This window comes from Pseudomonas sp. (assembly GCF_048265905.1).
GTDB lineage: Bacteria > Pseudomonadota > Gammaproteobacteria > Pseudomonadales > Pseudomonadaceae > Aquipseudomonas.
In genome coordinates this window covers 86704-108921 of the sequence record NZ_JBLXAP010000009.1, presented here as the reverse complement: position 1 = coordinate 108921, position 22218 = coordinate 86704, and the positions used below count along the sequence as shown (strand labels likewise).

Genomic DNA, 22218 nt, shown 5'->3' with positions numbered 1-22218 from the left:
GGCGGATGTTTAAAAGCTATCTACGCTTGGCGCTGTTTGCCTTGGGCTTGCTGGTCGGGGTGCAAGTACCGGGTTACATCAGTGATTACAGCAAGCGTGTTGATGCGCATCTGCAGGAGTCCGAGCAGAGCTTGCAAGGCTTTCGAGACACCGCCAAACGCTTCTTCAAGGGCGATATGGTTGCCTTGGTGGCACATTATCAGGCCAGTGATGATCCGGTGATGCAAAGCGATGCCAAGAGTGTGAATACTTTGGTGATGCGCTCAGATTGGCTTAATGCTGAATCGCAAGCCATGCATGGTCCTTGGTATCAGCAGGTTTGGCATCTGGCTACCGCTGCCGATTCAGAATTGCTCAGGGAAACCTACGCTGCTTACAGCTTCCAAGTGTTGCTGGTGCCTGAGGCGATTGCCTGGGGGATTATCTGCGCCTTGCTGCTGGCCTTGCTGGTCGAGTTGTTGCTGGTGACTATTGTACGGTTGCTTGGCGGTGGTCAGGATCAGCGCGTGCGTGACCGTCACTGGCGTTAAGCGCCGCCAATTAGCTTGAAATAATGCCGCAGGTTTTCCTGCGGCATTTGCTTACTTCGAGAGCAATTTCATACCGTCTTCAAGGCCCTGCAAGGTCAAGGGGTACATCTTGTCCTCGACCAGCTCACGGATGATGCTGGTCGAGGCGGTGTAGCCCCAGGTGTCTTTCGGGTAGGGGTTGATCCAGATAAGTTTCTTGTATTTCTCCATGAACCGCTTGATCCACAGATAACCCGGTTCCTCGTTCCAGTGCTCGACGCTGCCGCCCGCCTGGGTGATTTCATACGGCGCCATGGCCGCATCACCGACGAACACCACTTTGTAGTCAGCACCGTACTTGTGCAGCAAGTCCTGGGTGGAGAATCGTTCGGAGGTGCGGCGCAGGTTGTTCTTCCACACCGATTCATAGACGCAGTTGTGAAAGTAGAAGTATTCCATGTGCTTGAACTCGGTCTTGCACGCGGAAAACAGCTCTTCACAGACTTTGACATGAGCATCCATCGAGCCGCCGATGTCGAACAGAATCAGCAGTTTCACCGTGTTACGGCGTTCTGGGCGCATCTGAATATTAAGCAGGCCAGCGTCCTTGGCTGTGTGGTCGATGGTGCCGTCGAGATCCAGCTCATCTTCCGCGCCCTGGCGGGCAAACTTGCGCAGGCGGCGCAGTGCCACCTTGATGTTGCGCGTGCCCAGCTCAACCTGATCATCGAGGTTTTTATAGTCGCGCTGATCCCACACCTTGACCGCTTTGCCCTGGCGCTTTCCGGCGTCGCCGACACGAATGCCCTCCGGGTTAAAACCGCCTGAGCCGAACGGGCTGGTGCCGCCTGTACCGATCCATTTATTACCGCCAGCGTGGCGTTCCTTTTGCTCTTCGAGGCGCTTTTTAAACTCTTCGATCAGCTTATCCAGACCGCCGAGGGATTCGATCTTGGCGCGTTCTTCTTCACTCAGCGAACGCTCGAACTCCTTGCGCAGCCATTCATCCGGGATCAGCGCTTCAATATGCTGGTTAAGGTTTTCCAGACCATTGAAATAGGCGCCGAAGGCGCGGTCGAACTTGTCGAAATGGCGCTCGTCCTTAACCAGAATAGTGCGGGCGAGGTAATAGAACTCGTCCATGTCAGCGAACACCACGTTGTGCTTCAACGCGTTGATCAGGTCGAGCAGCTCACGCACCGAGACCGGCACCTTGGCTGCACGCATTTCATTGAATAGGTTAAGCAGCATCGCTGCGCCCTCATGTGTTGGTTCTGACCGGACAGCTGCGTCTCGGCCTGGCTCGCGAGCCTTTGGCCGAGCGGGGTGCCTGTCCGGCTGAGACGTCACAGCCGACAGTTAGCGACCCGCGCGGCGGCTCATAAAGGCCAGGCGTTCGAGCAGCTGAACATCCTGCTCGTTCTTGACCAAAGCCCCAGCCAGCGGCGGAATCGCCTTAGTCGGGTCGCGCTCACGCAACACCGCTTCGCCAATATTGTCGGCCATCAGCAGCTTGAGCCAATCAACCAGCTCGGAGGTCGAAGGCTTCTTCTTGAGGCCCGGTACTTTGCGCACGTCAAAGAAGACGTCGAGTGCTTCGCTGACCAAATCTTTTTTGATGGTCGGGTAATGCACGTCAACGATGCGCTGCAAAGTATTGCGGTCCGGGAAGGCAATATAGTGGAAAAAGCAGCGACGCAAGAAGGCGTCCGGCAGTTCTTTCTCGTTGTTCGAGGTGATGATGATAATCGGGCGCTGGACCGCCTTGATGGTTTCATCGGTCTCGTAAACGTAGAACTCCATCTTGTCGAGTTCTTGCAGCAAGTCGTTAGGAAACTCAATGTCGGCTTTGTCGATTTCATCGATCAGCAAAATGACCCGCTCTTCAGACTCGAAGGCTTCCCAGAGCTTGCCCTTCTTGATGTAGTTACGCACATCGTGAACTTTGTCGGAGTCGAGTTGCGAGTCACGCAGGCGGCTCACTGCATCGTATTCATACAGGCCTTGGTGAGCCTTGGTCGTCGATTTGATGTGCCAGGTGATCAGGCGCGCACCGAAGGATTCGGCCAATTGCTCTGCAAGCATGGTCTTGCCGGTTCCGGGTTCGCCCTTTACCAGCAACGGGCGTTCCAGAGTAATGGCAGCGTTAACCGCAAGCTTGAGGTCGTCGGTTGCGACGTATGACTGAGTGCCTTCGAACTTCATGGGTAAATCCTCACACCAGAACGCCCGGGTAATCGCCGCGGGTCAATTTAGTTAAAGATCAACTATACCGTGCCGGTTGGGGACTGTGAACGAAGACGGGGTATTCAGTCACTGAATGGCGGGTCACCTTGCAAACGTTTCTTGGGGCGGGTCATTGCTGGGTTGAGTCAAACCTATTGCTGAACGCCTTGACGAAGGCATTGCGCAGAATCGATTTGAATGCCTGCCAGTTGCTGACGTCATAGGCGTTGAGATCACCTGCAATCTCGATCCGTGTGGCGAATTGGTCCTTGCTGTGATTTTTCAACAGCCAGCCGCCGCTGCCAACCAGAGCTTCCCAGATACCGCTGAAAAAGTTTTTATCCTCGGCGGCGACATCTTGTTGCCAGTCAAAGATTTCCATGTCACGCAGCAATGGCTTGGCATAGCCGTCGATCTTGCCTTTACGCGCCTCAAGCTCCATGACGAAATCGCCGTTACCTTTGGCAAAGTCAAAGTCGGCGTAGGTGCGAGTGAAGCTATTGAGTTGTTTCAGTTCTATATCGGTAGCGCGCAGTTTTATGTCGAAATCGTCCAGCTCGCCCAATGGGTTGAGCTTGGCGCTGGTTTGCAATGGCGCATTGCCAAAGATTTTACCGGTCGCCTGAAAGCTGGCGGGGAGTAGTTCTTTGCTGTTGTTGGTGTTGCTTAAATTCAGCAGTGTGGCATTCAACTGCGTGGCTTTTATATCCACCGGTGGTTTTGAGTTGAAGTTGCGAAATGCCAAGGTGCCTTGGTTGACTCTGACTTCGTTGAGAGTGATGGGCAGAAATGCTTTAAGTTGCTGGCGCCAGTCAACGCCTTCACCTGTTTGCGAATCGGCGGCATTACCACCATCAACAAAAGTCAGCTTGGGCTGTTCGAATACCACGCTCGCGACCACGGCATGGTCGTGCCACAACGCACTCCAACTCACTGACAGATCAATCGAGGGTGCCTCAAGCAACGGCACAGGAACCTTACCGTTGACCTTGCTGATATTCAGTTGGTTAATGCGGTAGGCGCCACGCCACAGCGCGAGGTCGACGTCGGTGATATGCCCGCGATAATCGCCCATGTCGGCAAGCTGCTCATTGAGGTAGTCACGCACCAATGACGGCAGCATGATATGCAGCACCACCAACAGGCAGGCGATGCTGATCAGAGTCCACAGTGGGATAGCGAAACGTTTTCTCATAACTAAACTGACTCGCTAAATAACAATTGGTTTCCAATCATCTCTGTAAAGAGGTGCGTGACTACTGGACTGTCGATAGCTTGCGTCATAGGCTAACCAGCTAACCCCGTACAAGGAATTCGTCATGAGCCGCATCTTTGCAGACAACGCGCAAGCCATCGGCAATACACCGCTGGTGATGATCAATCGTTTGGGCCCGAAAGGGGTAACCATTCTTGCAAAAATCGAGGGGCGTAACCCCGCTTACTCGGTGAAATGCCGGATCGGCGCCAGCATGGTCTGGGATGCGGAAGCGCGCGGAGTGCTCAAGCCAGGCATGACCATTGTTGAACCGACTTCGGGTAACACCGGTATTGGCCTGGCGTTTGTGGCGGCGGCGCGAGGCTACAAGCTGTTGCTGACCATGCCAGCCTCGATGAGCCTTGAGCGGCGCAAGGTACTGAAAGCGCTTGGCGCTGAATTGGTCCTGACTGAACCCGCCAAAGGCATGAAAGGCGCTATCGAAAAAGCCACTGAAATTGCTCAGTCAGACAGCAGCAAATACTTTATGCCGCAACAATTCGAGAATCCGGCAAACCCGGAAATTCATGAGAAAACCACCGGCCCGGAAATTTGGAATGACACCGATGGCGCGATTGATGTGCTGATCTCCGGTGTCGGCACTGGCGGCACTATTACCGGGGTATCGCGTTACATCAAAAATACTCAGGGTAAACCGATCCTTTCGGTCGCTGTCGAGCCGATCAGCTCTCCGGTCATCAGCCAGACCCTTGCCGGTGACGAGGTCAAACCGAGCCCGCACAAGATCCAAGGTATCGGTGCTGGTTTTGTGCCGAAAAACCTCGACTTGAGCATGGTTGATCGGGTCGAGCAGGTGAGCGATGAAGACTCAAAAGCAGTGGCGCTACGCCTGATGCGAGAAGAGGGCATTCTTTGCGGTATCTCCTGTGGCGCGGCCATGGCCGTGGCCTTGAGAGTCGCCAATGAGCCGAACATGCAAGGCAAGACGATCGTGGTAATCCTGCCGGACTCTGGCGAGCGTTATCTGTCGAGCATGTTGTTCAGTGACATGTTCAGCGAGCAGGAAATGGTCCAGTAATACCCTGCGTGTCGCAGCAGCAAGCGATATATCCGCTTGCTGCTGCGCTTGCTGCTGTCGGGCGAGGGGGCGCGAGATATAGGTTTTAACCTGTCGCGTAGCGCGCAACGGTTACATGTGCATATACACGCCTGGCCCGACAGGAAAGCCAAGCATGGTCCACAGCAACATAAATAACGTCCAAGTCACCAGAAAGCCAAATGCGAGCGGCAGCATCGTCGCCATCAAGGTGCCAAGTTTTAACTTTGGATAGTATTGCTGCATAAAGGCCAGTACCACGGCGAAGTAGGGCGAAAGCGGTGAAATGATGTTGGTCGTGCTATCACCCACCCGGAACATTGCCATGGTAAATGCAGGCTCAATATTCAGCTGCATCAGCATCGGAATAAAAATAGGTGCGAACAACGCAAATTGCGCAGAGCCTGAGGTCATGAAAATATTCATGAGCGCTGTAAGCAAAATGAACGCGACAATCAAGCTGTAGCCGGTTAGCCCCAGTGAGGATAAGAATGTCGCCCCTTCAAACGCCACCAGGCTGCCAATCCCACTCCATTTGAACAACGCAATAAACTGCGAAATCATAAAGAACAACACAAGAATAGAGGCGAGGTTCTTTACGCATTCGGACATGATCTCGGGTATGTCTTCGGCTTTTTTAATTACCCCAGTAGCCTTACCGTAAATATAGCCAACTCCAAGGAAGTAGATAAACAGAAAAGGTACAAATGACTTCATGAATGGCGATGGAATCAACCCACCCTCGGCATTTCTGAATGGGGAATCTGTAGGCAGCAAGATAAAAGCTATCAGCCCTACAAACGCCAAGGTGAAAAGCCCCGCTTGTTTTAATCCACGTTTTTCTTCTGCGCTGATTTCTGTTTCTAGCGCTGCTTTTGCTTTGGGGTTAATGGTCAATACTGACAGCGGTAAAGTTCGATTGAGCCGAGGCTCAACAATTCTGTCGACAATGATCGTGCCAACAATCGCCAGCAAAATGACTGAACATGCAGCGAAGTAGTAATTGTCCACTGGCGAGACGTATGCATTTGGGTCAATAATTCTTGCCGCTTCAGTCGCAATCCCAGAAAAAATGGCATCACCTGCCGTGACAAAGAAACTGGCGTCGTAGCCCGCACCAACAGCTGCGTATGCGGCGGCTGCACCCGCGATAGGGTGGCGGCCAACCGACTGGAAAATCATCGCAACCAAGGGAATAAAAATCAAAAAACTGGCGTCTGAAGCAATTGAAGACGACACCCCTGTGACAAACACCAGAAACGTCAGTAAGTGCCTTGGCGCCTTGGTCACGGTTTGCTTCATCACAATGGAAATAAGCCCAACCTGATCGGCAACGCCGACGCCGAACATCACAACGATTATTGTCCCCAGCACCGGGAAGTTGACAAAGTTACCGACCAGGCTGGTGAAAATATGAACAATACCTTCTCCAGAAGCCAGGCTTTTAACCAACACAGCTTCGCCCGTTTTCGGGTTCATACTGTGCACACCGAAATAGTTAAGCGCAGCAGAAAGTATTATCGTGAAAATCAATAAGTAAAAAAACAAGAAGAATGGGTGCGGAAGTTTATTGCCAGCTTTCTCGATTGCCCCCAGAAAACCAGATACCTTGTCCGTTTCAGGTAATGTCGTTTTCATATTTTTATTCATGCGACTGTTCCCTTTTATATTTGTTTTAAGACAGTAATGAGTCTGCAAGGCTCAAGTAGCAATCCTTGGCTACCGTAATAATGGCGTCGTTGAAGTCGTAATGTGGGTTATGTAAATAGGCGGAATTCAAACCATTGCCAATAAAGAAATAGCAGCCGCTAATCTCATTCAGATAAAAGCTGAAGTCTTCTGCGCCCATGGCTGGCATGTAGTCAATTTTTTCAACTTTACCGTGATCAAAGTTGTTCTTGAATGCAGCGATTGCCAAATCGGTCGCCGCTGGGTCATTTATAAGTGCGGGGATATCCAGCAGCAGATTAAATGCAAAGTCGCAGCCTCCGGTCATGCAGGCAGACTTGAGTGCGTTTTCTGTTGCCGCGACTAATAAATTACGTGTTTCAAGTGAGTCTGAGCGTAAGCTAATCGTCAGGCTGCAGCTGTCTGGAATCACATTGATTCCCTTGCGACTACCGGCCTGAATGCTGGATACCGTCACCACGCCAGAGCACAAAGGAGACAACTGTCTGGCCACTGCAGCCTGAATGTTATTGATGAACTGAGCCGCGATAACAATTGGATCACGGGCCAAGTGGGGCATTGCCGCATGTCCGCCTTTGCCGGTGATAATGACTTCAATTGATGTATCGCCACCCATGGCTGATCCAGGCTTGGCAAAGATATACCCTTCCTCGAATCCGGGGCGGTTATGAAAGCCGAAAATCATGTCAACTTTCGGGTTTTCCAGAACGCCGTCGTCAATCATCGCCTTGGCTCCAGCCCCGCCTTCTTCAGCAGGCTGGAAAATAAGTTTGATTTTCCCTTTGTAGCGATCCTTTCGTTGCATCAATGCTTCTGCTGCACATAACAATGATGCAGTGTGGCCATCATGGCCGCAGGCGTGCATTTTTCCATCAATCGTTGATTTATAAGGAATGCAGTTCTGCTCATGTATCGGCAACGCATCCATATCGCTTCGAAATGCAATGCAAGGTCCTGGCCGATTAGTGTCCAGCAATCCGACGACACCCGTTTTGCCAAGGCCTTCGGATACTAAATAACCCAGGTTTTTCAGGGTTGTGGCAACCAGTTGTGCAGTCTTGGCTTCTTCATATTTAAGTTCAGGAAGTTTGTGGATTTTATGCCTGAGTTGAATGTATTTATTAATGTCGAGATCTGTATTCATTATTGTTATGACTCTCTGTGTAAGCGGCAACTGCATGTTTGAGTTAAAAGCATGCGAAAACAACGCTCTATGTTTAACGGTGTATTTAATCAGGATGCTTGTTGCGAGCCGCTGCGTAATAAATACTGAGGAGGGTTGCTGTTATGTACAGCTCCACGAGACAACGCAGTTGTGGCGTTACCTTAGGCAGATAAGTTGGCACTCATCAATCAAGCTGGATGAGACATTGTTACTCTGGGGTTAACGTTATTTATGACTGGGCCAAACTTTAGAACTATTGACAGGTATTAAGTTATCTAAAAAGAGGTATATGTTTCTGTTGTATTTCGCATTGCTGTCGCAGCTCACGCACGCTAAAGCTCCCGCTGCGTGTGTATGAGCGCAGCGGGAGCTTTTGAAAGCAGTGTTTAAAACTACCGAAGGGTTTTGCTGGTCACCAGCGCGGAGGTTGTTGCAGCTGGAGCCCCAGGCCTGACCACCAGCCACAATGCAACAGCGATAATTGCGCCGCCGTAGACATAAGCCCAAGACAACGGCTCATCAAGCAGTAGCCAGCCCCAGAGAACGCCGAAGATCGGGATCAAGAAAGTTGTGGTTGATGCCTGAACCGGGCCAATATCGCTTATCAAGCGGAAATAGAGCACATAGGCAAATGCGGTGCAGATAAACCCAAGCCCTGCCAAAGACAGCCATTCATTGCTGCCACCCCATGAAGCCGGTGGCTGTACGATCAGCGAACCGATAAACAGCGGGGTCAGAAACAAGCTGGCACCGACCAGGCTGCTAAAGGCTGTTAGGCGATTGTCGAGTCCGCCTTGCTGGCCAATCCATTTGCGGGTCAGGAAACCGGCAAAACCATAGCAGGTCGTTGCAACTATGCAGGCGGCAGCGCCCAGCAGCATTTGCATGTCGATGTTTACGGGGCCGGTTTGGGTCAAGAGCCATACGCCAAACAAACCCAGGGCAACGCCAGCAGCCTTGCTGGCGGTAAGCGCCTCGCTGAAAAACAGCATGCCAATGAGTACACCCATCAGCGGCGTCATCGCATTGAAAATGGATGAATAGCCAGCAGGCAACACTAAAGCGGCCAGGCAGTACATCGCCGAAGGCAGGCCAGCGTTGATAATGCCGAGCACCAGGCATTGCTTGAGTTTTCCGCGAAAGTCCCACTTGACCCGCATGACCAGCAGGATGACCAGCAAGCCCAAGGCGCCAAGAGAGGCGCGAAAGAATGCAGTCGGCATGCTGCCAAGTACCGGTGCGACGACACGCATAAACATGAAGCTGGCGCCCCAGATGGCGGCAAGCAACAACAGTCGACTCAGATCAATCAGGCGCACGGTACAACTCCAGGCAGAAGTAGCCAGAAAGTGTTGCCGTCAGTCGTCGCTAATGCAATACACAGTTGAGGTTTAAAAATGCCCACACTGTATTGCCGGCGCAGGCAGAATAGGAAAACTGCCGGGCCCCATCTGAGGCTTCGGCAGTTTTTTCGCCTGCTCATGTGTGCTCAAGTCTTGCTGCACATGGTGTACTGAGAACTGTTGTTTAATGCACGGCTCAGATTTGCACTGCACCAGTGAGCAACGCAGCTGCCAGCATGGTTAAGCTAACGCCCCAAGCCCAGAAGAAGGTGTAGGCGATGTGTTTGCGTAACTCGACGCCTGCCAGTGCAAGGGCAAGGTAGACACTTGGCACAACCGGGCTGATTGCGAAACCGGTGTTTTCACCAATCAGCATGGCTCGCGCAACCGATTCCAAGGGCACACCTGCGGCCACGGCAACGTCGCGAATAACGGGTAGCAGGGCAAAGTAATAGGCGTCCGGTGAGAAGATCATGCCCAGCGGGACACCGAAAAAGCCAACCAGTACGTGTAGGTATTGAGCTGATCCGTGGGGCAGGATATCGATGATCGACAGTGCCATTGCATCAGACATCTTGGCCCCAGACAGCACGCCGAGCAGTACCGCGGCAGCCATCATCACCAGCGACATTTGCAGTGCGTCTGCCGCGTGCGCCTTGATCCGCTCGGTCTGCACATTGATATCCGGGAAGTTCAGCGGCAAGGCGATACCAAGGCCAACCATGAAGCACGCATACAGCGGAAAGGTACCGGTAAACAAACAGGCCAGAATAGCCACGGTGAGCGCGACGTTGCACCAGTAGCGCAGGGTGCGCGGCGACAAGCCAAATTCTCGTGATTCAGGCTGCCCCAGACTGGGGTCGAAGGCTGCCGCTGCGCCGAGGGACTTAGGCGCATTGCGTTGGGCGCGCAGGCCGAGCCACGCGGCAATCATTAGCATCATCGCCAGCCCGAGTAGCTGCAAGGGGAGGAGACCGAGCCAGAGTTCAGTCGCATCCAGGCCGGTGGTGGCTGCCGCGCGAGCCGTGGTGCCGCCCCAAGGCACCATGTTAATGACCCCAGCCGTGGTGCCCACCAGCATCAACAGCAGGTTGGGGCTCATGTTTAAGCGTTTGTAGAGGGGCAGCAGCGCGGGAATGACCAGCAAGAAGGTCGCGGCACCCACGCCGTCAAGATGCACTGATGCGGTAATCAAAACCGTGACCAGCGCGACCGCTATTGGTTTGCCGCCGGTGCGCCGAATCAGGAAGTTGACCAGCGGATCGAACAGTCCGCGGTCGCGCATGATGCCGAAGTAAAGAATGGCGAATAGAAAAAGCGCAGCAGTTGGCGCCACGGTTATCAACCCGCTCTTGATAAAGCTACCGACTTCGGCGGGTGAGAAACCGGCCAGCAGGCAGATAGCGACAGGAACAGTAGTGAACGCCACTACCGGACTCATCTTACGCAACAAAATTAGCGAGATGATGCCAAGCATCATCAGGAAACCCATGGCCGTGATCATTATTCAACCTCAAGAATTATTTTTATTGTTCAATGTGTCGCCTGCTACAAGCGACGACTTTTATTGCTTCAGCAATGTTGCAAAAAGAACTCGCTCAATCCGGTGACGGTAACTGCATGGCCAACAACAGATAACTCAGGCTTTTACCGTGGCGATCAAGTCCGGGGCTGCGGGTCACTCCGCCTTCCAAGGCGCCTTCTAAAACGAAGTTGAGTGCCTGCAATGAGTCGATTTCATAGCGTTTGATGGCAGATGGTCGGCGTCCAGCAAACTGCTCGCCAACCCGTTCTGGAGTTACCTCACGCTTGAGCCATTGATAGTGTTCAGGGTTCAGCGGGAACACGGCTATGCAGAGAATGTTGCCCTTGTCACCCGCACGCGCATGGGCATAGTCGGCCAAGGTAATGGTTGTATTCATCAGTACCACTCCAGTCGGGTTTGAACTGCGCTGCGTGGAATTAGAAAGTCGCGGGTGGTGATGGATTCACTGAGGTGTCTGCGCACTCCGCCGCCACCTGCTGGGCCATTGGTGTAGAGCGATTCAACCTCAGCCTGAAGTTGCTCAATCAACTGGCGGTTTTCATCAACGATGCCGACGCGGACTTGTACGTCTTCCACCATCGGCGACCGGGCAAGGCAGTTGCTCAGGTAGTCGCCGTGCTGGTCATTGAACAGGCTGGCAACACCCACCAGATCAAGCCTTGGTTTGAGCTGTGGCGCCAACTGGGCAAAGCGTTGCAGCAATATCTCGCGGGCGAGGCTGGCCCGCTCCACAGCGCCGGGGCCTGCATAGCTGATTGATGCTTCGCCGAACCAGAGGCCGCGCATGCCTGCCAAACCCTTGAGTGTGTCAGGGCGCGGATGGCCTTGAATGCCTGCAACCCTGACCCGATTTTCGCCGATCTGCTCGACGCTGACTTGGCCAAGATCGAGTATTACGTCCGGGGTCAGGTAGCGACGTGGATCGTGAATTTCATAGAGCAATTGTTCTTTGACCGTGCGCTCAGTGACGCAACCGCTGCTGCCTTCGACCTTGGTCACGATCAGCTCGCCCGTGCTGCTGATCTCAATGATCGGGCAATCAAGATTGGCCGGGTCAGGCACATCTTTGATCCCCGGATGTGCAAAATAGCCACCGGTAACCTGAGTGCAACATTCCAGCAGATGGCCCGCGGTTGTTGCGATCGCCATTTTTTGCCAGTCATCAGGGGCCCAGCCCAGCGCATGACGAACAGGCCCTACCGCCAACGAGGGGTCGGCCACTCTGCCGCACAGCACGATATTGGCACCTTGCTCCAGCGCCTGAGTGATGCCGTCGGCGCCGGTGTAGACATTAACCGAGACCAACTCGCCTGACAGTTCGCTGGTTGCCAGCCACTGCTGCAAATGTTGCTGGCCCAGTTCAAGCAGGTCATCGCCCAACACGCAGGCGATTTTCAGCGTTGCGTGTCGCCCGGCAAGCTTGTTTCGCAGGTTCAGTGCTGCCGCCTTGGGATTGGCCGCGCCACCATTGGTGATGATTGGAATGCCTGATTCGATGCAGATATCGAGAATCGGGTCGAGAAAGTCAAACAGGCGTGCGGCGTAACCGCTATTGGCGTCCAGTTGTTTGCGCAACTGGGCTTCGGCAAGGGTGCGTTCGGCAAGCAGTTCGAGCATTAAATAGCGTTTTCCAGAGCGCTTGGCCAGGCTGCGGGCCAGGCGCAAGGTTGCGTCCGGGCGATCATTGGCGAAACCCGCTCCGCAACCGATATGAATTGTATTTGTCATGGCTTAAAGCTCGGTATGTGTGCCCGAGCAATAGTGGCGTCAATTGATATTTCTGTGAATTTTAATTATAAGAACAACTATTCCAATAACTCTAATAGATCGGTTATGGACATTAACTTCCGGCAACTGCGTGCTTTTATTCTGATCGCGCAAACATTGAGCTTTACCCGTACCTCGGAGTTGTTGCATCTGTCGCCGCCTGCACTCAGTTACAGCATTCGCAAATTAGAGGAGGCACTTGGGCTCAAGCTCTTCGCCCGCAATACCCGCAGTGTCGAGTTAACTCCAGCCGGCGAGCACTTTTTGCCGCAGGCGCAGCAACTGTTACGGGTCATGGGCGATGCCGTCAACGATGCCCAGGAACTGTTGAATCTGGACAGCGGCACTTTGCGTTTGGCGGCCTTACCGACTGCCGCTGCGTCATTTCTGCCAGGGGCGATTGCCGCATTTAGTCGTGATCATCCTGGCGTGCAGGTGTCGTTGCAGGATGGTCGGGCGGGGGAGGTTAAGGACTGGGTGCTCACTGGCGAGGTTGATGTGGGGATCACCTCTTTGCCCGAAGATATGTTAGGGCTTGAGTTCAAGCATTTGGTCAATGACAACCTTGTGCTTCTGGTGCGAGATGAGGGCTTTGATACTGAAAGCTGGAAAACGCGACCCTATATTGCCTTAACCGCGGATACCAGTATTCGCCCGCTGGCGGATGTGACGCTCCAGCATTTGGGCGTGAGCACCGAACCGGCTTGGCAAGTTGCACACATGAGTACTGCTGCGGCTATGGTCCGTGAAGGGTTGGGATTTACGTTATTACCAACGAGTTGCATGTCCTTTTTACACCTTGGTGAAGCGTTGCAAGTGTTGTCGGTGGTGCAACCGGTTCAACGCTCTTTGGGGCTGCTGCAACGTAAACCAGTGAGACAGACACCCGCCATGCAAATGTTTATGCATTACCTCGACAACCGTTTGAGCAAGGCACCGGTCTAAACCGCTTTCGCTGAGGCGGGCATGTGACTAAGCTCGGCCACAACGCAGTGTTTCAGCAGAGGATTGCCCATGACTCAGCAAGCTCCAGCGGTAGAGATCGCTCGCCTGACCCTTGATGGCTTTGACGATTACCGCGAGGCGTTTCGCCAGATCACAGACGGCGCCCGTGCGCGTTTTGAGCAAGCGCAGTGGCAGGCTGGGCAAAGCGCTTCGGCGGCGCGGATCAATCTGTATGAAGACAAGGTCAAGGAGTTCAGCCAGCGCCTGCGCGAAACCTTCGGCGTTGAGCTTTTTGATGTGCAGCAGTGGTCGTTGGTCAAGGCCGCCTATATCAAGCTGATTGACACGCGTTTCGACGATGAACTCTCTGAAACCTGGTTTAACTCGATTTTTTGCAGTCTGTTCAGCCATGATCAAATCAGCGATGACTGCATGTTTATTCATACCACCCGGCCTTCCATAAACAGCCGCCAGCGTGCTGCCCAGACGCGTCGCTACAGCTTGGGATCGGCGCATGGCAACGCCCGGGGGCTGGCCCGGATGCTCGAGGAAATCTTCAAGGACTACAGCTTTAGCGCGCCGTTTGAGGACTTGCCGCGTGATCTGGTCCGGCTTGAGGCGCAAATGCGTGAGAGCTTGCCTGATTGGGTATGCAAAGACCCGGAGCTGACAATCGAGTTGTTCTACTCGGTGCTTTATCGCAACAAGGGCGCGTATCTGGTCGGGCGCGTATTCAATCAAGACGAGCAATGGCCGCTGGTATTTCCGTTGCTGCACCGCGAAGGACTTGGGATTCAGGTTGATGGACTGATTACCGATGAGGCTGAGGTGTCGATAATTTTTTCCTTCACCCGCTCATATTTTATGGTCGAGGTGGAAATCCCAGCGGAGTTTGTTGGCTTTCTCAAACGCATTTTGCCGGGTAAGCACATTGCCGAGCTATACAGTTCGATAGGCTTTTATAAACACGGAAAGTCAGAGTTCTACCGGGCGCTGATCAACCATTTGGCCAACACTGATGACCAGTTCATCATGGCGCCGGGTGTGCGCGGCATGGTCATGAGCGTGTTTACCTTGCCGGGTTTCAATACCGTGTTCAAGATTATCAAGGATCGCTTTTCGCCGACCAAGAATGTGGTGCGTAGCACGGTCATTGAGAAGTATCGACTGGTTAAAAGTGTCGACCGGGTAGGGCGTATGGCTGACACCCAGGAGTTCGCAGATTTTCGCTTCCCTAAATCTAAATTCACCCCAGAGTGCTTGGCTGAATTGCTCGAGGTTGCGCCGTCCACGGTCGAGGTTGAGGGCGAGACCGTTCTGGTGCGCCACTGCTGGACTGAGCGGCGCATGACGCCGCTTAATCTCTATGTTGAAAGTGCCAGCGAGGCGCAAGTGCGTGAAGCGCTTGAGGACTATGGTCTGGCGATCAAGCAGTTGGCAGCCGCCAATATATTTCCGGGCGACATGTTGCTGAAAAATTTTGGTGTCACGCGTCATGGACGGGTGGTGTTTTATGATTATGACGAAATCAGTTTTCTGACTGAAGTAAACTTCAGGCGTATACCTGAGCCGCGCTATCCAGAGGACGAAATGGCGTCTGAACCTTGGTATTCAGTCGCGCCCAATGATGTGTTTCCGGAGGAGTTTCCTCCATTTCTATTTGCCGATATCAAACAGCGGCGGCTATTCAGTCAGTTGCATGGCGAACTTTACGATGCCGATTACTGGAGGAGTCTGCAGGCGGCGATTGTTGACGGTAAAGTTATTGATGTATTTCCGTATCGAAGAAAATCCGAATAGCTCAGTTGGCGTGAGCCGCTGGATATTCATTAGTATTAAAGAGGTTATTTTTGAAGTTAATCATGGTTGCGGCCGGCGCGCTGCTGGGAACGAATGCAGGTTTATCACACGCCGCTGAGCGCAGCGATACAGATGCGCTCGAAATGACGCCGCTGATTATTACTTCTCCGCGTACCAGTACGCGCTGGCTGAGCACCCCAGCAGCGGTGAGTGTTGTTGAAAGCAATAAGTCCAGCGCCGAAAAGAACCTTACGTTGCAGGGCTTACTCGCTTCTGTGCCTGGCGTATTTAGCCAGAACCAATACAACCTGGCACAAGGGTTGCGCCCGTCGATTCGCGGCTTTGGTTCACGCGGAAACTTTGGTGTACGCGGCGTGCGGGTGTTGGTCGACGGCGTGCCGCTGACCATGCCCGACGGTCAGACCGAGCTTGATGGTCTTGATCTGGGGTTGGTTGAACGCATGGAAGTCTTGCGCGGCCCGTCTTCGGTGCTTTACGGCAACGCGGCCGGCGGTGTGCTCAATATTGAAACGCGGCAACCGCCTGCCAAACCTTATAGTTTCTTCGATCTCAGCACGGGCGAGTTGGGTTACCAGCGCGCTCGGGTCGAAACAGGCGGCACCGTGGGTGATATCGGTGGACTGTTGGCCTTCAATAGCACCCAATCGGATGGTTATCGCGATCATGCCAAGGCTGAAACCAACAGTTTGACCGGCAAGCTGAATTGGTACAGCGACTACGGCCGCTTGGGCATCAACTTCAATGCCATCGACAATCGCGCTGAAGATCCCGGTGGTCTCAATGCCCGCGAAGTCGCCGAAGATCGTGGTCAGGCGGCGCCGAATAACCTGCGCTACGACGCCGATGAATGGATTCGCCAGCAGCGGTTAAGCGCCGTTTGGGATGGCTACGGTGCGGGTGATGATGAGTATCAAGTTCGTACTTATGTTGGGCAACGCCAATTTGGCAACAGCTTGCCGTTCACCAATGGCGGACAAACCACCTTCGATCGCATGTTTGCCGGTATTGGCAGTCAATACAGCCACCGCGAAGAGCTGTTGGGCATGTCGCATAAATTCACTGGCGGTTTCGATCTTGAGCTGCAGCGTGATGACCGCAGGCGTTACGACAATTTTTTGGGCGAGCGCGGTGCCGAAACCCTGAAACAGGATGAAAACGCTGACAGCAGCGGTATCTTTGTCGAAGATCAGATCGACCTGAACGATGCCTGGCAAGCGACCTTGGGCGTGCGTTACGACCGTGTGCGCCTGTCGGTTGATGACCGTTTTCTCAGCGATGGCGACAACTCAGGTTCGCGCAATCTGGAAGACTGGAATTACAGCGCAGGTTTGAGCTACAGGCTCGACCCGCACCAGTCGGTATACGCCAAGGTCGGCACTTCATTCGAGACACCAACCATCAGTGAACTGGCTAACCCGGAAGGCGGTGGCTTCAACTCGTCGCTGGATCCCGTACGCACACTCAATCGCGAAATTGGCTTGAAGGCGGAGTGGTCAACCCTGCGTTATGACGTGGCGCTGTTTAGCATGAAGCTTGATGACGAACTGGTTGGCTACAGCCTGCCGGGCGAATCAGGTCGCAACTATTATCGCAATGCTGGCAAGTCGCGCCGAGACGGTCTTGAGATGAGTCTCAGTTGGCAGGTGGCCGAAGCCTGGCGGTTGACCGGGGCTTATGCCTACAGCCGCTTCAAGTTCGATGATTATCAAGTCGATGACAATGATTACCACGGCAACTCACTGGCCGGTATTCCACAACAATCCTTGTTTACTGAAGTTGCTTATGAGCACAACAACAATTACGCACGCTTGAATTTGAGTGCGTATGACTCGATGTATGCCAATGATGCCAACAGCGTCGAGGTCAGCGGTTATGCACTGACCAACTTGCGAGTTGGGAAGCGTATAAAAGCGGGCGAGCAGACGTGGGAGCCGTATCTGGGGGTCGATAATGTGTTTGACCGCGAGTACTACGACAATGTGCGGATTAACGATGCCAACGGTCGCTATTTTGAACCGGGTCCAGGACGCACGGTCTATGCAGGGCTGCGTGTAACATTTTGAGCAAAGTTGCTGGTGTATAACTGACGAGTATCAATCTGGCGCAGAGTCATTCAAGGTAATCTATGCTTAGTACAGGACGTGAAACACGTCTTGCCCGTAAGCCTTGGCAGGAGGACGTTAAATGATCGCCAAGATGCAGAATGCTATGCACGATCTTCTGGTCGCACTGGGGTTGCTTGACCGGCCTAAGCTGCAACCCATTCCCGTGCGCAACGACGATTCTCGTCGGCCACGAGAGCCGCGCCGTCAACGCTGAGCCTTGCTCAGCTGTTCACGCCGCTAAAGCTTGGTCAGTGGTTCGCTCTACTGACCAGCTATTCGTGCAGCCGAAACACTTAAGCTGACCGCTATGCAGCGCCGCATGAATGTGGCGATTGCAATAGTGCACCGGGCGCAGAGTTTACGCCCGGTAACGCTCGGTTAATTAACTCTCAGTGGTCGCGAGTGTCTGTGTGGCGACCGGCTTTGCCGAACACAAACTCACCAGGACAAAGCTGATTGCGCCAATCGCCAGACTGTAATAGATCGGTGTATTGGCTTCGAGGCCGTCGATAAACATGAAAACCGCCGCCGTGAGACTACCCAACGCCATGCTTGCAATTGCGCCAGCAGTTGTTGCGCGCTTCCAGTAGATTGCACCCAACAGCGGGATCAGCATGCCACCTACCAGCAGGTTGTAAGCCATGGTAAGAGCGCTGATAACATCACTGACAAGTAAAGCAATCACCAGTACCACACAGCCAAGCAGCAGCGTGAAAACACGGTTTACATGTGCGCTTTCACTGGTATTTTTGCGCTTGCTGAACAGTGGCCAAAGGTCCTGCGCTGCGGTGGTTGAGGCTGCCAATAGTCCGGCGCTGGCGGTTGACATCAGTGCGGCCAGTGCGGCTGCAATGACTAGCCCGCGTACACCATCGGGTAGGCTGGTTTGGACAATGCTTGCAAAGGCGTCGTTGACGTTAGCCAAGTCGGGCAATACCACTTTTGCAGCCATGCCGATAATCGCGGCGGCCAAGCCGTAAAAGATGCAGTAGATACCCGCTGCAGTACCGGAAATCTTGGCGACTTTCTCGCTGCGCGCGGTGAACACGCGTTGCCAGATGTCTTGGCCGATAAAGATGCCAAAGAAGTAGATCAGGAAGTAGGTAATGATGGTGTCCCAGCCAATCGCAGTCAGCGAGAAGTAGCTGGCAGGGAGTTTCTCGACCAATGCATCCCAGCCGCCAGCGTCGCTGACCGACATCGGCATCAGGATGAACACCAGGCCAATGGTCATGATCAGAAACTGCACGATGTCCGTCAGGCTCAGCGACCACATGCCGCCAATGGTTGAATAGGCAACGACAATACCGCCACCAATCAACACGGTCATCCAGAACGGCATACCAAACAGCACCTGCATCACCGTACCGATGGCGATGGTTGAAATGGCGCCGATCATCAAGGCGTAGATCAGCATGATGGCTGCGCTTGCGTGCCGTGCAGTTGGGCTATAGCGACGCTCAAGGACTTGAGTGACGGTATATATTTTGAGTTTTAACAGTGGTTTGGCGAGCAACAGGCTGATGCCGATGATGCCCAGGCCCAGTGATGCACACAGCCAGAAGCCGGAGAGGCCGTACACATAACCCAGGCGCACAGTGCCGATGGTTGATGCGCCGCCGAGCACGGTTGCAGCCATTGTGCCGAGGTAGAAAGCTGGGCCTAGATTGCGGCCAGCTACCAGATAATCTTCACGATTCTTGGCCCGGCGCATGCCGTAGAAACCCAAGCCCAGCATGGCCGCAACGTAAATCACGATTACCAACATATCTAGAGTCATTTTAGCGTCTCTTTAATTGTTTTTATGTTTCGCACTTGTCACAGCGCAAATCCTTAAATCGGGCAGTCCTTTGGTGTACACCCGCCCCAGCATCGCTTGGCGGTCACCCGGATGGTGTTTGCGCAGCCAGTCCATAGGCTGTAGTCAGGGATGTTCGCTGACGTTTAGCGATGTTCTACACCTGGAAGCACGCAAAGCATTTCGTAAAGCAGGTTGGCACCGAGCAGCGAGGTATTGCCGGTGGTGTCGTAAGGCGGGGAAACCTCAACCAAGTCACCACCAATCAGGTCCAGGCCTTGGCAGCCACGGATGATCTCAATTGCCTGAATGGTGGTCAGGCCGCCGATTTCCGGGGTGCCGGTACCGGGTGCCCATGCAGGGTCAATGCCATCGATATCAAACGACAGGTAAACCGGACCGCCACCGACTTTCTCGCGGACTTCAGCCATCAGTGGCTCAAGTGACTTGTGCCAGCACTCTTCGGCTTGCACTACGCGGAAGCCTTGTTTACGGCTCCAGTTGAAGTCCTCGGCGGTGTAGCCCTGAGCTCGCAGGCCAATCTGACATACGCGATCGCAATCCAGCAGACCTTCTTCAACAGCACGGCGGAACGTGGTGCCATGCGCGATTTTTTCACCGAACATGTGGTCGTTGACGTCAGCGTGAGCATCAATGTGGACCAGCCCGACCTTGCCGAACTTCTTCTTGATCGCGCGTAAAATTGGCAGGGTGACGGTGTGATCGCCGCCGAGTGTCAGCGGCAGAATGCCGTCTTCGAGAATCTGATCATAGGCATCCTCTATAATACGTACCGCTTCAGCCATGTTGAAGGTGTTGATGGGCACGTCACCAATATCGGCGATGTTCAATGAATCAAACGGGGCAGCGCCGGTGGCCATGTTGTATGGGCGGATCATTACTGATTGGGCGCGGATTTCACGAGGACCGAAGCGGGTGCCAGAACGCAGCGAGGTGCCAATATCCAGAGGAATACCAACAAAGCCAACATCGAGTTTTTTGCGTTCTTCTGGGGTTTGGATATGCGGCAGGCGCATCATGGTGGCGATACCGCCGAAACGCGGCATTTCATTACCGCCCAGGGGCTGGTGCAGAATCTTGTCCATGGGGGAAGGCCTCACAGTCGTTATGGTTGTAATGTGTGTTGTGCTGATTCTTGGCCATCGCCGTTCTGCGACAAATCGCTGAGAGCAAAAAATTAGTTTAGAAATATCTAAACTAATGGCTAAGGGCTTAGAATCCGCAGAATGTGGATTGATGTTGTTGCGGAGTTGTTATGAGCCAGGCTTTACCCGACCTGAAATTGCTAAAGATCTTTGCCAGCGTGGTTCGCCACCAAGGCTTCGCGGCGGCTCAGCAAGAACTCAAACTGTCGACTTCAGCGATCAGTACCTACATGAGCCAACTTGAGGGCAGCCTTGGGTTGAGCCTGTGTCACCGCGGCCGGGGTGGCTTTAGTCTGACCAGCAAGGGCGAGCTGTTTCATCAGGAAACTTTACGCTTGCTCGGTGAACTGGAGGGGTTTGAGCGTTACTCGGCAGCGCTCAAGGGCGAGCTGCGCGGCACTCTGAATCTTGGTGTTCTTGACTCAACGGTAAGCGATACGGCTTTACCATTAGCTGAAGTAATTGGTGCTTACAGCCATGAGCACCCGGCGGTGCACATGCATTTGTCGGTCTTGAGCCCGTATGAATTACAGCTCGCGGTGTTGGATAACCGCCTGGACATTGCCATTGGCGCATTCTCAACCCGGATGAATGGCTTGTTCTATCAGCCGCTGTACCGAGAGCAGCATTGGTTGTATTGCAGTGAACGGCATTCGCTGTTTAATCAGCGGCGCATTCCCGCCGAGGTGATTACCCAGCAGCGCATGGTCGGTCGTGGTTACTGGAGTCAGGCCGAGTTGGCGCGCCACGGTTTCAAGCACAGTGCGGCGACTGTTGAGTCGATGGAAGCTCAGTTGATCCTCGTGCTGTCTGGTGCTTACATTGGCTACTTGCCTGAACACTATGCGCAGCATTGGGTTGAACTGCAGCAGTTGCGCGTATTGTTGCCGGCAACCTTTGGTTATCAAGCGCCGTTCTCCCTGATTATTCGCCGAGGCCGCTCGCGTGAGCCGTTGATTCAAACCTTCCGTGATTTGCTCAAGACCCAATTGAATGCGGTTGATAAACACGCAGCTGGCTAAGGAGCCATTGATATGTCTCGCCCCCGTTGTGAGCGCTGTGCGCGACCGCTTGAGCATTGCCTGTGTGCGCTGATTCCGAGCCTGCCAAGCCATACACAGGTGCTGATTCTGCAACACCCAAGTGAGGTCAAGCATGCGCTGAATACCGCACGTTTACTGGCCTTGGGGCTAAAAAATGCGCAGTTGTGGGTCGGTGAGCAGTTTGAGCTGCTGGCTGATTATCTGGCGCAGCCGGATTACCGCAGCTATTTGCTGTTTCCGGGGGAGGCGGCGCAGTGTTTAGCGGATGTGCGCGAAGAGGCTGATGGGACGCCAATTCGCCTGGTGGTGCCCGATGGCACGTGGCGCAAAGCGCGTAAGTTGCTGTATCTGAATCCGGCGTTGGAAAGCCTGCCGCGTGTGACATTGCCAACAGGTCAACAGTCGCGCTATCGCCTGCGGAAAGCACCGGCGGAAGGGGCATTGTCGACGATAGAGGCGGTCACCGTTGCGCTGCAAATACTCGAGCCAGAACAATCATTCGCCGCACTGTTACGACCCTTCGATGCATTGATTGAGGGGCAAATTAGCGCCATGGGCCAGCAAACCTTTGCGCGTAATCATTCAAGCAAGATTTAGGGGGGGCTTAGGGAACCTTTGAAAAATGTAGCGAGCGACGGGAGTACAAGGCGCAACGACCAATGGGAGTAACAGCCAAAGGCTGGCCCGGAGGGCGAGCGCCAGCGAGTCAAAGGTGCGAAAAAGCGACCGGGGTCGCGCTCGACTTTAGTTGTCCTAAATGAGCATTTTGAGCAGCTTTTCAAC

General features: G+C 53.7%; 19 protein-coding genes. 8 read left to right on the top strand and 11 right to left on the bottom strand.

The genetic code is table 11. The features are described from left to right. The first annotated feature begins 5 nt into the window (after window positions 1–5). Window positions 6–530 carry a DUF2937 family protein gene (locus ACN0UH_RS13570; protein WP_417662545.1) on the top strand — a complete coding sequence of 175 codons (525 nt, stop codon included), beginning with the start codon at window positions 6–8 and terminating at the stop codon, window positions 528–530. A gap of 51 nt (window positions 531–581) precedes the next feature. Here the strand turns inward: ACN0UH_RS13570 and ACN0UH_RS13565 are convergent, their stop codons facing one another. The 3 genes from ACN0UH_RS13565 to ACN0UH_RS13555 all read right to left on the bottom strand — a co-directional run bounded on the left by ACN0UH_RS13565 (window position 582) and on the right by ACN0UH_RS13555 (window position 3930). Beyond that, window positions 582–1760 (bottom strand): vWA domain-containing protein, encoded by a 1179-nt coding sequence (locus tag ACN0UH_RS13565; protein WP_417662544.1) that lies wholly within the window; start codon window positions 1758–1760, stop codon window positions 582–584. 108 nt (window positions 1761–1868) lie between these two features. After that, a complete protein-coding gene (locus ACN0UH_RS13560) occupies window positions 1869–2714 on the bottom strand; it encodes an AAA family ATPase (protein WP_087516377.1) in 846 nt (281 codons plus the stop codon). A 151-nt stretch (window positions 2715–2865) separates the two neighbouring features. Next, the gene (locus ACN0UH_RS13555) at window positions 2866–3930 is read right to left on the bottom strand and encodes a DUF748 domain-containing protein (protein WP_417662543.1); all 1065 of its coding nucleotides are present in this window, start codon (window positions 3928–3930) and stop codon (window positions 2866–2868) included. 124 nt (window positions 3931–4054) lie between these two features. Here ACN0UH_RS13555 and cysK point away from each other — a divergent pair, with 124 nt between their 5' ends. Beyond that, window positions 4055–5029, top strand: coding sequence for a cysteine synthase A (gene cysK, locus ACN0UH_RS13550; RefSeq protein WP_417662542.1), 975 nt, complete (start codon window positions 4055–4057; stop codon window positions 5027–5029). Window positions 5030–5140: 111 nt separating this feature from the next. Here cysK and ACN0UH_RS13545 read toward each other — a convergent pair whose 3' ends face one another. The 6 genes from ACN0UH_RS13545 to ACN0UH_RS13520 form a co-directional block, all read right to left on the bottom strand. Beyond that, entirely contained in the window at window positions 5141–6697 is a 1557-nt protein-coding gene (locus tag ACN0UH_RS13545) for an AbgT family transporter (protein ID WP_417662541.1), read from the bottom strand. A 25-nt stretch (window positions 6698–6722) separates the two neighbouring features. Further along, complete coding sequence (locus ACN0UH_RS13540) at window positions 6723–7916, bottom strand: M20 metallopeptidase family protein (RefSeq protein WP_417662540.1); 1194 nt, start codon at window positions 7914–7916, stop codon at window positions 6723–6725. Window positions 7917–8293: 377 nt separating this feature from the next. Beyond that, window positions 8294–9220, bottom strand: a complete 927-nt coding sequence (locus ACN0UH_RS13535; RefSeq protein WP_417662539.1) for a DMT family transporter — start codon at window positions 9218–9220, stop codon at window positions 8294–8296. A gap of 220 nt (window positions 9221–9440) precedes the next feature. After that, window positions 9441–10748: a CitMHS family transporter gene (locus ACN0UH_RS13530; protein ID WP_417662538.1), complete on the bottom strand. Its 1308-nt coding sequence runs from the start codon at window positions 10746–10748 to the stop codon at window positions 9441–9443. Between the two features lie 94 nt (window positions 10749–10842). After that, window positions 10843–11166, bottom strand: coding sequence for a hypothetical protein (locus ACN0UH_RS13525; RefSeq protein WP_417662537.1), 324 nt, complete (start codon window positions 11164–11166; stop codon window positions 10843–10845). After that, a complete protein-coding gene (locus ACN0UH_RS13520; protein ID WP_417662536.1) occupies window positions 11166–12518 on the bottom strand; it encodes an acyclic terpene utilization AtuA family protein in 1353 nt (450 codons plus the stop codon). Before ACN0UH_RS13520 ends, ACN0UH_RS13525 begins: the two co-directional genes overlap by 1 nt. A gap of 105 nt (window positions 12519–12623) precedes the next feature. Here ACN0UH_RS13520 and ACN0UH_RS13515 point away from each other — a divergent pair, with 105 nt between their 5' ends. From ACN0UH_RS13515 to ACN0UH_RS13500, 4 genes are all read left to right on the top strand, one after another. Further along, window positions 12624–13502: a LysR family transcriptional regulator gene (locus ACN0UH_RS13515; RefSeq protein ID WP_417662535.1), complete on the top strand. Its 879-nt coding sequence runs from the start codon at window positions 12624–12626 to the stop codon at window positions 13500–13502. Between the two features lie 69 nt (window positions 13503–13571). Beyond that, window positions 13572–15302 carry a bifunctional isocitrate dehydrogenase kinase/phosphatase gene (gene aceK / locus ACN0UH_RS13510; RefSeq protein WP_417662534.1) on the top strand — a complete coding sequence of 577 codons (1731 nt, stop codon included), beginning with the start codon at window positions 13572–13574 and terminating at the stop codon, window positions 15300–15302. Window positions 15303–15352: 50 nt separating this feature from the next. Then, the gene (locus ACN0UH_RS13505) at window positions 15353–17386 is read left to right on the top strand and encodes a TonB-dependent receptor family protein (RefSeq protein WP_417662533.1); all 2034 of its coding nucleotides are present in this window, start codon (window positions 15353–15355) and stop codon (window positions 17384–17386) included. A gap of 121 nt (window positions 17387–17507) precedes the next feature. Beyond that, window positions 17508–17642: a PA1414 family protein gene (locus ACN0UH_RS13500; RefSeq protein ID WP_417662532.1), complete on the top strand. Its 135-nt coding sequence runs from the start codon at window positions 17508–17510 to the stop codon at window positions 17640–17642. 168 nt (window positions 17643–17810) lie between these two features. On the opposite strand, the gene ACN0UH_RS13495 is transcribed toward ACN0UH_RS13500, so the two are convergent. Next, on the bottom strand, window positions 17811–19208 hold the full coding sequence (locus ACN0UH_RS13495) for a sodium:solute symporter (protein WP_417662531.1): 1398 nt from the start codon (window positions 19206–19208) through the stop codon (window positions 17811–17813). Between the two features lie 164 nt (window positions 19209–19372). After that, the gene (speB, locus tag ACN0UH_RS13490; RefSeq protein ID WP_417662530.1) at window positions 19373–20332 is read right to left on the bottom strand and encodes an agmatinase; all 960 of its coding nucleotides are present in this window, start codon (window positions 20330–20332) and stop codon (window positions 19373–19375) included. A 170-nt stretch (window positions 20333–20502) separates the two neighbouring features. Here speB and ACN0UH_RS13485 point away from each other — a divergent pair, with 170 nt between their 5' ends. Next, window positions 20503–21414: a LysR family transcriptional regulator gene (locus tag ACN0UH_RS13485; RefSeq protein WP_417662529.1), complete on the top strand. Its 912-nt coding sequence runs from the start codon at window positions 20503–20505 to the stop codon at window positions 21412–21414. Window positions 21415–21426: 12 nt separating this feature from the next. After that, a complete protein-coding gene (locus ACN0UH_RS13480; protein WP_417662528.1) occupies window positions 21427–22032 on the top strand; it encodes a tRNA-uridine aminocarboxypropyltransferase in 606 nt (201 codons plus the stop codon). Window positions 22033–22218 lie beyond the last annotated feature (186 nt).

Coding starts and splice junctions, on each gene's coding strand:
- ACN0UH_RS13570 (WP_417662545.1), top strand. CDS start 6: ATGTTTAAAAGCTATCTACGCTTGGCGCTGTTTGCCTTGGGCTTGCTG.
- ACN0UH_RS13565 (WP_417662544.1), bottom strand. CDS start 1,760: ATGCTGCTTAACCTATTCAATGAAATGCGTGCAGCCAAGGTGCCGGTC.
- ACN0UH_RS13560 (WP_087516377.1), bottom strand. CDS start 2,714: ATGAAGTTCGAAGGCACTCAGTCATACGTCGCAACCGACGACCTCAAG.
- ACN0UH_RS13555 (WP_417662543.1), bottom strand. CDS start 3,930: ATGAGAAAACGTTTCGCTATCCCACTGTGGACTCTGATCAGCATCGCC.
- cysK (WP_417662542.1), top strand. CDS start 4,055: ATGAGCCGCATCTTTGCAGACAACGCGCAAGCCATCGGCAATACACCG.
- ACN0UH_RS13545 (WP_417662541.1), bottom strand. CDS start 6,697: ATGAATAAAAATATGAAAACGACATTACCTGAAACGGACAAGGTATCT.
- ACN0UH_RS13540 (WP_417662540.1), bottom strand. CDS start 7,916: ATGCAGTTGCCGCTTACACAGAGAGTCATAACAATAATGAATACAGAT.
- ACN0UH_RS13530 (WP_417662538.1), bottom strand. CDS start 10,748: ATGATCACGGCCATGGGTTTCCTGATGATGCTTGGCATCATCTCGCTA.
- ACN0UH_RS13525 (WP_417662537.1), bottom strand. CDS start 11,166: ATGAATACAACCATTACCTTGGCCGACTATGCCCATGCGCGTGCGGGT.
- ACN0UH_RS13520 (WP_417662536.1), bottom strand. CDS start 12,518: ATGACAAATACAATTCATATCGGTTGCGGAGCGGGTTTCGCCAATGAT.
- ACN0UH_RS13515 (WP_417662535.1), top strand. CDS start 12,624: ATGGACATTAACTTCCGGCAACTGCGTGCTTTTATTCTGATCGCGCAA.
- aceK (WP_417662534.1), top strand. CDS start 13,572: ATGACTCAGCAAGCTCCAGCGGTAGAGATCGCTCGCCTGACCCTTGAT.
- ACN0UH_RS13500 (WP_417662532.1), top strand. CDS start 17,508: ATGATCGCCAAGATGCAGAATGCTATGCACGATCTTCTGGTCGCACTG.
- ACN0UH_RS13495 (WP_417662531.1), bottom strand. CDS start 19,208: ATGACTCTAGATATGTTGGTAATCGTGATTTACGTTGCGGCCATGCTG.
- speB (WP_417662530.1), bottom strand. CDS start 20,332: ATGGACAAGATTCTGCACCAGCCCCTGGGCGGTAATGAAATGCCGCGT.
- ACN0UH_RS13485 (WP_417662529.1), top strand. CDS start 20,503: ATGAGCCAGGCTTTACCCGACCTGAAATTGCTAAAGATCTTTGCCAGC.
- ACN0UH_RS13480 (WP_417662528.1), top strand. CDS start 21,427: ATGTCTCGCCCCCGTTGTGAGCGCTGTGCGCGACCGCTTGAGCATTGC.